Raw genomic sequence first — 10,445 nt, 5'->3', positions numbered from 1 at the left:
AACCGAACGCGAGCGACCGGCGACGCGGGTGGAGATGGTGATGATTGGTCATCGAACAAGCTCCCTCGTATACGGACAGATCAATCGAAACAGTTCGGACCATACTGACCGCGAGTACGGCCGGACCGTCGAAACTCGCGCAGATCGGCGACCGGCGTGGCGCGTCCACGACGACGCGCGGACCAGAACTGGCATGCCGCGCGGAATTGCCCGCGATGTGGAGGTGCACCCCGTGCCATTCCGTGGGCTGATCGTCAGATCAGGACGGCCGGTTCGAGCTGGAAGTAGTTCCGGTGCAGGCGCATCGGACCGGCGTCGGCGGCGGCGGGCATGGAGACCGCCACCAGCGCGGCGGCGGCCAGGCACAGGGCCCCGGCGATGGCGAGTGAGCGGCGGCGCGTGCGCAGACCGGTCATGGCGTTCCCCTCTCTGAACTGATCTTGGGGATACTTCGTCGCCGCGGCCGTCGCGGATGGCCGACCGGAGCCCCGCGTTACCTGTCAGGGGTACTGACTACCCTGGACGGGTGGCAGATCCCGCGACCTACCGGCCCGCTCCGGGCACCATTCCCGTCGAACCCGGCGTCTACAAGTTCCGGGACAAGTTCGGGCAGGTCATCTACGTCGGCAAGGCGAAAAGCCTGCGCAGCCGCCTGAACTCGTACTTCGCGGACGTCGCCGGGCTGCACCCGCGCACCCGGCAGATGGTGACCACGGCGGCCGGCGTCGAGTGGACCGTGGTGTCCACCGAGGTGGAAGCGCTACAGCTGGAATACAACTGGATCAAGGAATTCGATCCGCGCTTCAATGTCCGCTACCGCGACGACAAGTCATATCCGGTGCTGGCGGTCAGCCTCGACGAGGAGTACCCGCGGGTCTTCGTCTACCGGGGCGCGCGCAAGAAGGGCGTCCGCTACTTCGGCCCCTACGCCCACGCCTGGGCCATTCGCGAAACCCTGGATCTGCTGCTGCGCGTCTTCCCGGTGCGCACCTGTTCGGCGGGAGTCTTCAAGCGGCACAGCCAGATCGGGCGTCCGTGCCTGCTCGGCTATATCGACAAGTGCTCCGCGCCCTGCATCGGCCGGGTGAGCGCGGGCGAGCACCGGCAGATCGTGGAGGACTTCTGCGACTTCCTCGCCGGTAAGACCGACCGCCTGGTCAAACAGCTCGAGCGCCGCATGCACGAGGCCGCCGACGATCTCGACTTCGAGATGGCCGCCCGGCTGCGCGACGACGTGCAGGCCCTCAAACGCGCGCTGGAGAAGCAGGCCGTGGTGCTGGGCAGCGGCACCGACGCCGATGTCATCGACTTCGCCATCGACGAGCTCGAGGTGGCGGTGCAGATCTTCCACGTCCGCGACGGGCGGGTGCGCGGGCAGCGCGGCTGGGTGGTCGACAAGTCCGGCGACGCCATCGACGCGGTGGGCGCGGGCGGCGAGCTGCCGGTGCTGGTCGAGCAGTTCCTCACCCAGTTCTACGGCGAGCAGACCGCGGTCGCCGCGCAGAGCGGCGACACCCAGCCCGGCGCGGTGGTCCCGCGCGAGGTGCTGGTCCCGGCGCTGCCCGAAGACCATGGGCAGGTACAGGATTGGCTCTCGGGGCTGCGCGGCTCGGCCGTGCAGCTGCGGGTCCCGCAACGCGGGGACAAGAAGGCGCTCGCCGAGACCGTGCAGCGCAATGCCCAGGAGGCCCTGCAGCAGCACAAGCTCAAGCGAGCCGGGGACCTGACCGCGCGCTCGGCCGCGCTACAGGAGCTGCAGGACGCCCTGGATCTCGACAGCGCCCCGCTGCGCATCGAATGTGTGGACATTTCGCACGTACAGGGCACCGACGTGGTGGCCTCGCTGGTCGTCTTCGAGGACGGGCTGGCCCGCAAATCCGAGTACCGGCACTACGGCATCAAGGAGGCCGCCGGGGACGGCCGCTCCGACGACGTCGGCAGCATCGCGGAGGTGACCCGGCGGCGCTTCGGCAAACTGCGCCGGGATCTGGACGCCGCCGAGGCCGCCGAACTCGAATCCGATTCGGACGCAGCCGAATCCGGCCTGCCGCCGGGGATCGATCCGAAGACCGGGCGGCCACGCCGCTTCTCCTACCCGCCCAATCTCTACGTGGTCGACGGCGGCGCGCCGCAGGTCAACGCCGCCGCCGAGGTACTCGACGAACTCGGCATCACCGATGTCGCGGTCATCGGACTGGCCAAGCGCCTGGAAGAGGTGTGGGTGCCCAACGAGCCCGACCCGGTGATCATGCCGCGCACCAGCGAGGCTCTCTACCTGCTGCAGCGTGTGCGCGACGAGGCGCACCGCTTCGCCATCACCTTCCATCGCTCCAAGCGCTCGCGGCGGATGACCGCCTCGGCGCTGGACTCGGTGCCGGGTCTGGGCGCGGCCCGCAAGACCGCGCTGGTCCAGCATTTCGGATCGGTCGCCAAGCTCAAGCAGGCTACGGTGGAGCAGATCACCGAGGTCCCGGGCATCGGGGTGGCCACCGCCAAAGCGGTACTGACGGCGCTCAATCCGCAGCAGGCAGAGCTCGATCCGCAGCAGGCAGAACAGAACGCGCGGTAGCGACGGTGTGATCCCGACGGCATTCGCCGGAGTGGCGTGATGTCCGCGCGCCGTGGCGCGTCGAACCGGGACGCACCGGGTAGAGTGCGACACGCCGATCGGGAAATTTGCGACACGCCGCGTGTGCTGGTCGGGAGCGGAAATCACAGCTAGGTCTCGCTCCCTTCGTGCGCCTGCCGCGTTTCCGGGCATCGGTGCAGGATGATCGAGGGAACCTCAGACACGAACCGGTAGGACATGACGCGCGTCGAAGCCAGTACCCATACGGCCGAAAACAGCAAGACATCCCAGACAGGTGAGCCCCAGCCGACGGCCCGGCGCGGACGGTCGGCATCCGAATCGACACCGGTGGAGGTCGTGATCGTGACCGGCCTGTCCGGTGCGGGTCGCGGCACCGCCGCCAAGGTGCTCGAGGACCTCGGCTACTACGTGGCCGACAACCTCCCGCCCGAATTGATCGGGCGCATGGTCGAACTCGGCAGCGGCGCCGAACCGCCCATCCGCAAACTCGCGCTCGTCATGGACGTGCGCAACCGCTTCTTCACCGGAAATCTCGCGGCGGTGGGCGAACAGCTACGGGCCGCGGGTGTGCGCACCCGCATCCTGTTCCTGGAAGCCTCCGACGACGTGCTGATCCGCCGTTTCGGTTTCGCCCGGCGGCGGCATCCACTGCAGAGTGACAGCGCCGACGGCACCCTGACCGCCGGCATCGCCGCGGAGCGGCGGCGACTGTCCCCGGTGAAGACGGCAGCCGACGTGGTCATCGATACCACCGAGCTGTCGATCCACCAGCTGCACCGCAAGCTCGAGGAGGTCTACGGCGGCGACGCCGCCACCGTGCTGCAGCTGACCGTTCAATCGTTCGGTTTCAAATACGGGGTCCCGCTCGACGCCGACATGGTGTTCGATCTGCGATTCCTGCCGAATCCGCACTGGATTCCGGAACTCCGCGAAAAGACCGGACAGGACGCCCCCGTCAGCGACTATGTGTTGTCGCAACCGGGCGCCCAGGACTATCTGGGCACCGCGCGGCATCTCGTCGACCTGACGACCGAGGGCTACCGGCAAGAGGGGAAGCGATACATGACCGTGGCAGTGGGCTGCACCGGCGGCAAGCACCGCAGTGTGGCGATTTCGGAGGCGTTGGGAGACGCCTTGGCCGACAACGAGTCGGGTGACGTGGTGCGCGTGGTTCATCGGGATCTGGGGCGGGAATGAGTGAGAGCGATTCCGGCCGGACCACCAATCCGGCCATCGTGGCGCTCGGTGGCGGCCACGGCCTGTACTCGACGCTGACCGCCATCCGGCGGCTGACGCGCAAGATCACCGCGGTGGTGACCGTGGCCGACGACGGCGGCTCGTCGGGGCGGCTACGGTCCGAGCTCGGCATGCTGCCGCCGGGCGATCTGCGAATGGCCTTGGCGGCCTTGGCCGAAGAGGCCGACGGCATCTGGGCGCGAACCTTGCAACACCGCTTCGGCGGCACCGGCGCGCTGGCCGGGCATTCGGTCGGCAATCTGATTCTGGCCGGTCTCACCGAGGAGCTGGGCGATCCGGTCGCCGCCCTCGACGAGGCCGGGAAGATTCTGCGCATCACCGGCCGGGTGCTACCCATGTCGCCCATCGCGCTGACCATCGAGGCGGATGTGTCGGGGCTGGAAGGTGATCCGCGGGTGAGCCGCTGTATTCGCGGCCAGGTTGCGGTGGCGACGACGCCGGGCAAGGTGCGCCGGGTGCGGCTGATCCCCTCGGATCCGCCCGCCTGCCCGGAGGCGACCTCGGCGATCGAGCACGCCGATGTGGTGGTGCTGGGCCCCGGTAGCTGGTTCACGAGCGTCATCCCGCACGTGCTGGTGCCCGAATTGCACGAAGCGCTGTTGCATACGCGGGCGCGGAAAGTGCTGGTGCTCAACCTCGCTGCCGAACCGGGCGAAACGGCCGGATTCTCCGCGGAGCGGCACCTGCATGTATTGTCCCAGCACGCACCGGATTTCACAGTCGACCACGTTTTGGTCGACTCGGGTTCCGTACCCGAGGGTAGGGAACGCGAACATCTGGCAAGAGCTGCCGAACAGCTGCGTGCACGAGTAACCTTCGCTGATGTCGCCGAGGCGGGGACGGACCGGCACCACCCCGGAAAGCTTGCCGCCGCACTGGATCAGGTGATCCGGCAACCTCGGCCGGAATTGGCAGGGCTTCGAATCGAAGGACGGCATATGGGCCAACGCGTGCGGTCCGGGTTGGGTGGAAAGGAGCGCGTCTCGTGGCGATGACAGCGGAAGTGAAGGACGAGCTGAGCCGACTCTCTGTATCACAGGTGAGTTCGCGCAAGGCGGAACTGTCCGCGCTACTGCGGTTCGCCGGTGGATTGCACATCGTCGGCGGTCGCGTGATCGTCGAGGCCGAGGTGGACATGGGTTCCATCGCGCGCCGGCTGCGCCGGGAAATCTTCGAGCTGTACGGCTATGGCTCGGACGTGCATGTCCTAGGCGCGGGCGGACTCCGGAAAACCTCCCGGTATGTGGTGCGAGTTTCCAAGGAGGGCGAGGCGCTGGCGCGCCAGACCGGTTTACTCGATGTGCGCGGGCGTCCCGTGCGCGGCTTGCCCGCGCAGGTGGTCGGCGGCAGCATCGGGGACGCCGAAGCCGCTTGGCGCGGAGCGTTTCTCGCGCACGGCTCGCTGACCGAACCCGGTCGCTCCTCCGCGCTCGAGGTGAGCTGCCCGGGACCCGAGGCCGCCCTGGCCCTCGTGGGTGCCGCCCGGCGCATGGGCATCTCGGCCAAGGCGCGGGAGGTGCGCGGCACCGATCGCGTGGTGGTGCGCGACGGTGAGGCCATCGGCGCGCTGCTCACCCGCATGGGTGCGCAGGACACCCGGCTCACCTGGGAGGAGCGGCGCATGCGCCGCGAGGTCCGGGCGACGGCCAACCGGCTGGCCAACTTCGACGACGCGAACCTGCGTCGTTCGGCGCGGGCGGCGGTTGCGGCGGCGGCACGGGTCGAGCGGGCCTTGGAAATACTGTCCGACGATGTGCCCGACCACTTGGCGGCCGCGGGCAAGCTGCGCGTGCTGCACCGGCAGGCGTCACTGGAGGAACTCGGCCAGCTGGCCGATCCGCCGATGACGAAAGACGCTGTGGCGGGCCGGATTCGGCGACTGCTGTCGATGGCGGACCGGCGTGCCAAGGAACTCGGCGTGCCCGACACCGAAAGCGCTGTCACCGCAGAGCTGCTCGAAGAGGCGTGAATCACGCACCCGGCTCGGGTGAAGTGATAGACAGCGCCTACTGATTCCGTTCGGAAGCGTCGCAACCCTTGTGGTCGCGGCGCTTCCGGCATATGTGACGAAAGTGAACGTTCCGTAGTTCACCGTGGCGGGGGTGTGTCCGTGATGTATCCGTTACAGCGCTAGGGTTAACACCGCAACGGAAACGATCCGCAAAGCTGAGGAGCGAACACGTGACTGTCCGGGTAGGGATCAACGGCTTCGGCCGCATCGGGCGCAACTTCTTCCGCGCCGTCGAGGCGCAGAAGGCCCTCGGCACCACTGACATCGAGATCGTGGCGGTCAACGACCTGACCGACAACAAGACCCTTGCCACTCTGCTGAAGTACGACTCGATCCTCGGCCGCCTGCCGCAGGACGTCTCCCTGGACGGCGACTACATCGTGGTCGGCGATCAGCGCATCCGCGCCCTCGAGATCAAGGAAGGCCCGTCGGCCCTGCCGTGGGGCGACCTGGGTGTCGACGTGGTCGTCGAGTCCACCGGCATCTTCACCTCCGCCGCGAAGGCCAAGGGCCACCTCGCCGCCGGCGCCAAGAAGGTCATCATCTCCGCGCCCGCCACCGATGAGGACATCACCATCGTGATGGGCGTCAACGACGACAAGTACGACGGCTCGCAGAACATCATCTCCAACGCCTCGTGCACCACCAACTGCCTGGGCCCGATCGCCAAGGTGCTCAACGACTCCTTCGGCATCGAGCGTGGCCTGATGACCACGGTCCACGCCTACACCCAGGACCAGAACCTGCAGGACGCGCCGCACAAGGATCTGCGTCGCGCCCGCGCCGCCGCGCTGAACATCGTGCCCACCGGCACCGGCGCCGCGAAGGCCATCGGCCTGGTGCTGCCCGAGCTGCTCGGCAAGCTCAACGGTTACGCGCTGCGCGTGCCGGTCCCGACCGGCTCGCTCACCGACCTGACCGTGGACCTGCGCAAGGCCGCCTCCGTCGACGAGGTCAACGCCGCCATGAAGGCCGCCGCGGACGGCCCGATGAAGGGCATCCTGAAGTACAACGTCGACCCGATCGTCTCCTCCGACATCGTGACCGACCCGCACTCGTCGATCTACGACGCGCCGCTGACCCAGGTCATCGACAACCAGGTCAAGGTCGCCTCCTGGTACGACAACGAGTGGGGCTACTCCAACCGCCTCGCCGACCTCATCGGCCTCGTCGGCAAGTCCCTCTAAGCGCCGATGACGATCAAGACACTCCAGGATCTGCTGAACGAGGGTGTCGAGGGTCGGGGCGTGCTCGTGCGCTCCGACCTGAACGTTCCCCTCGACAACGGCGTCATCACCGACCCGGGCCGCATCATCGCGTCCGCGCCGACCATCAAGGCTTTGGCCGAGGCCGGTGCCAAGGTCGTCGTGACCGCGCATCTGGGCCGCCCCAAGGGTGAGCCGGATCCGAAGTTCTCCCTCGCACCCGTCGCCGCGCGACTGGCCGAGGAGCTGGGCCGCAATGTCCAGCTGGCCGGTGACGTGGTCGGCTACGACGCGCTGTCGCGCTCGGAGGGCCTCACCGACGGCGACGTGATGCTGCTCGAGAACGTGCGTTTCGACGCCCGCGAGACCAGCAAGGACGACGCCGAGCGGACCAAGCTGGCCAAGGCCCTGGTCGAACTCGTCGGCGACGACGGCGCTTTCGTGTCCGACGGCTTCGGTGTGGTGCACCGCAAGCAGGCGTCGGTCTACGACGTCGCCAAGCTGCTGCCGCACTACGCGGGCAACCTGGTCGCGGCCGAGACCGAGGTGCTGCGCAAGCTCACCACCGACACCGAGCGGCCGTACGCGGTCGTGCTGGGCGGTTCGAAGGTCTCCGACAAGCTCGCGGTCATCGAGGCGCTCGCGCCGAAGGTCGACACGCTGGTCATCGGCGGCGGCATGTGCTTCACCTTCCTTGCGGCACAGGGCCTTTCGGTGGGCACCTCGCTGTTGCAAGAAGAGATGATCGAGACCTGCAAGGGGCTGCTGGACAAGTACGCCGACGTCATCCACCTGCCGGTGGACATCGTCGTCGCGGACAAGTTCGCCGCCGACGCGGAGTCGAAGACGGTGGACGCCAACGAGATTCCCGACGGCTGGATGGGTCTGGACATCGGTCCGGAGTCGACCAAGCGTTTCGCGGCGCTGCTGACCGAGGCCAAGACGGTGTTCTGGAACGGCCCGATGGGCGTGTTCGAGTTCGAGAAGTTCTCGGCCGGTACCCGCGGTGTCGCCGAGGCCATCTCGGTCGCCACGTCCAAGGGCGCGTTCACGGTGGTCGGCGGCGGTGACTCGGCCGCGGCCGTGCGCACCCTGGGTCTGCCCGACGACGGTTTCTCGCACATCTCCACCGGTGGCGGCGCGTCGCTGGAATACCTGGAGGGCAAGGAACTTCCTGGCCTTTCGGTTCTGGAGGACTGAGCCATGGCACGTAAGCCTTTGATCGCCGGCAACTGGAAGATGAACCTCAATCACCTCGAGGCCATCGCTCTGGTGCAGAAGATCGCGTTCGCGTTGCCGGAGAAGTACTTCGACAAGGTCGACGTGACGGTGATCCCGCCGTTCGTGGACCTGCGCAGCGTGCAGACGCTGGTCGAGGGTGACCGTCTCCTGATCACCTACGGTGCGCAGGACGTGTCCACCCACGACGAGGGCGCCTACACCGGTGAGATCAGCGGTTCCATGCTCGCGAAGCTGGGCTGCTCGTTCGTCGTGGTCGGCCACTCGGAGCGTCGTCAGTACCACAACGAGGACGACGCGACCGTGCTGGCCAAGACCAAGCAGGCGCTCAAGTACGGCATCACGCCGATCGTCTGCATCGGTGAGGGCCTGGGTGTGCGTGAGACCCAGACCCATGTCGCCTACAACCTCGAGCAGCTGCGCGGTTCGCTCAAGGGCCTGACCGCCGAGGAGATCTCCAAGGTCGTCATCGCCTACGAGCCGGTCTGGGCCATCGGCACCGGCAAGGTCGCCACCCCGGCCGACGCGCAGGAAGTCTGCGGCGCGATCCGCAAGGAGCTCGCCGAGCTGGCGAATCCCGAAGTGGCCGCGGGCGTCCGCGTGCTCTACGGCGGTTCGGTGAACGCCAAGAACGTCGGCGAGCTGGTCGGCCAGACCGATATCGACGGCGCGCTCGTGGGCGGTGCGTCGCTCAAGGGCGACGAATTCGCCACCCTGTCGGCGATCGCCGCGGGCGGTCCGCTGCCGTAGCGGTTTCCGTTGTCGTAACGAAAGGGCCGGGCATCCACGGGATGCCCGGCCCTTTTCGGCAGAATGGCGATCATGAGCGACGACTGGAATACCTCCATCATCAATGAGTTCCGGGCCAATGAAGGCCGGGTCGGCGGCCCCTTCGAGGGCGCTCCCATGATCCTGGTCCACCACCGCGGCCGAAAGTCGGGCAAGCAGGGCGTCACCCCGCTGATGTACCAGGCCGACGACCAGGACCCGAACCTGCTCTACATCTTCGCCTCCGCGGCGGGCGCACCGAACAACCCCGCCTGGTACTACAACCTCACCGACGCGGGAAAGGCGGACGTCGAGGTGGGCACCGAGACCTTCCCGGTCGCCGTCTCCGAGGTCACCGGCGCCGACCGGGATCGCATCTACGACACCCAGGCCGAGCGCTACCCGGGTTTCGCGGGTTATGCGGAGAAGACCGCGGGCATTCGCACCATCCCCGTCCTGGCCTTGCGCCGTTCGTAAATACACCACAATCTGACACCGCCCTCCTTCTTGACAGTAACTCTCACATAGGGAGAAACTGTCTGCAACAGAAGGAGGGCGCATGTCATTGCGGGAGCGGCAGCGCAGGCAGGTTCGGGACGAGATTCAACGCGCGGCCTATGAGCTGTTCGCGGACAAGGGTTTTGCCGAAGTCACCACCGAGCAGATCGCGGCGGCGGCGGGGGTCTCGGCCAGTACGTACTTCCGGCACGTCCGCAGCAAGGAGGACTTGCTGCTGGACCCCGTGCGGGAGGGCGGGGCGGGGATCGCCGCGCTGCTCGAGGAGCGCGATGCCGCCGAAGCCGCGGATGTGGCTCTCGCGCAGGCGATTCTGGATCGGTCCACCACGCTGGCGGCGGCCGAGCTCGAGCAGTGGCGGGCGGCGTTCGCGACCGCCCCGCATCTGCTGGAGCGGGTGGCGCTGATCAGCGCCGAGCATCGCGAGCGGCTCGTCGAGCTGGTGGCTGCCCGGATGGGGCGGGATCCCGGGGCCGACAGCACGCCGGGGCTGTTGGTGCATCTGATGCTCGCGGCCGCGGAATTCGGCTATCTGCAATGGCTTCGCAATACCGGGCATCCGGAGATGTCGCTGGCGGTGTGCGTCGAGGGCGCCCTCGACGCCGTCGCGGGCGAGCGCTGGCGAGACAACTGAACAACGGAGATCGAGGAAACATGCTGGACGACAAGGAAACCGCCGAGACGTTCGATCTGATCGTCGTGGGATCGGGGGCGGCAGGGATGGCCGCGGCGCTGACGGCCGCCCATCACGGACTGTCGGCGGTCATCGTCGAGAAGGCGTCGCGCTGGGGCGGATCCACCGCCAGATCCGGTGGCGGCGTATGGATTCCGGGCAACTCGGTGCTGCGCCGTGAAGCGC

General features: G+C 67.7%; 11 protein-coding genes. 10 read left to right on the top strand and 1 reads right to left on the bottom strand.

The window, feature by feature from the left end; translation table 11 throughout:
• Nucleotides 1-254 precede the first annotated feature (254 nt).
• Complete coding sequence (locus tag ACWELQ_RS25805) at nucleotides 255-416, bottom strand: hypothetical protein (protein ID WP_452399625.1); 162 nt, start codon at nucleotides 414-416, stop codon at nucleotides 255-257.
• Nucleotides 417-526: 110 nt separating this feature from the next.
• Between ACWELQ_RS25805 and uvrC the strand changes: the two genes are divergently transcribed.
• The 10 genes from uvrC to ACWELQ_RS25755 all read left to right on the top strand — a co-directional run.
• Complete coding sequence (gene uvrC / locus ACWELQ_RS25800; RefSeq protein WP_452399624.1) at nucleotides 527-2,569, top strand: excinuclease ABC subunit UvrC; 2,043 nt, start codon at nucleotides 527-529, stop codon at nucleotides 2,567-2,569.
• Nucleotides 2,570-2,806: 237 nt separating this feature from the next.
• Nucleotides 2,807-3,787, top strand: a complete 981-nt coding sequence (gene rapZ / locus ACWELQ_RS25795; protein WP_452399623.1) for an RNase adapter RapZ — start codon at nucleotides 2,807-2,809, stop codon at nucleotides 3,785-3,787.
• Nucleotides 3,784-4,842 carry a gluconeogenesis factor YvcK family protein gene (locus tag ACWELQ_RS25790; protein ID WP_452399622.1) on the top strand — a complete coding sequence of 353 codons (1,059 nt, stop codon included), beginning with the start codon at nucleotides 3,784-3,786 and terminating at the stop codon, nucleotides 4,840-4,842. Before rapZ ends, ACWELQ_RS25790 begins: the two co-directional genes overlap by 4 nt.
• The gene (whiA, locus tag ACWELQ_RS25785) at nucleotides 4,833-5,816 is read left to right on the top strand and encodes a DNA-binding protein WhiA (RefSeq protein WP_120736392.1); all 984 of its coding nucleotides are present in this window, start codon (nucleotides 4,833-4,835) and stop codon (nucleotides 5,814-5,816) included. The genes ACWELQ_RS25790 and whiA overlap by 10 nt, the downstream gene beginning before the upstream one ends.
• A gap of 212 nt (nucleotides 5,817-6,028) precedes the next feature.
• A complete protein-coding gene (gene gap / locus ACWELQ_RS25780; RefSeq protein WP_452399621.1) occupies nucleotides 6,029-7,045 on the top strand; it encodes a type I glyceraldehyde-3-phosphate dehydrogenase in 1,017 nt (338 codons plus the stop codon).
• 6 nt (nucleotides 7,046-7,051) lie between these two features.
• Nucleotides 7,052-8,263: a phosphoglycerate kinase gene (locus ACWELQ_RS25775; RefSeq protein WP_452399620.1), complete on the top strand. Its 1,212-nt coding sequence runs from the start codon at nucleotides 7,052-7,054 to the stop codon at nucleotides 8,261-8,263.
• Between the two features lie 3 nt (nucleotides 8,264-8,266).
• Nucleotides 8,267-9,052 carry a triose-phosphate isomerase gene (tpiA, locus tag ACWELQ_RS25770; RefSeq protein ID WP_157387535.1) on the top strand — a complete coding sequence of 262 codons (786 nt, stop codon included), beginning with the start codon at nucleotides 8,267-8,269 and terminating at the stop codon, nucleotides 9,050-9,052.
• A gap of 72 nt (nucleotides 9,053-9,124) precedes the next feature.
• Complete coding sequence (locus tag ACWELQ_RS25765; RefSeq protein ID WP_452399619.1) at nucleotides 9,125-9,547, top strand: nitroreductase family deazaflavin-dependent oxidoreductase; 423 nt, start codon at nucleotides 9,125-9,127, stop codon at nucleotides 9,545-9,547.
• 82 nt (nucleotides 9,548-9,629) lie between these two features.
• Entirely contained in the window at nucleotides 9,630-10,220 is a 591-nt protein-coding gene (locus tag ACWELQ_RS25760; RefSeq protein WP_452399618.1) for a TetR/AcrR family transcriptional regulator, read from the top strand.
• Nucleotides 10,221-10,240: 20 nt separating this feature from the next.
• Nucleotides 10,241-10,445: FAD-dependent oxidoreductase (locus tag ACWELQ_RS25755; RefSeq protein ID WP_452399617.1), on the top strand; the 205-nt coding region annotated here is incomplete at its 3' end.

It is taken from the genome of Nocardia sp. NPDC004722, assembly GCF_053601505.1.
This window is presented reverse-complemented; position numbering and strand designations above follow the sequence as displayed.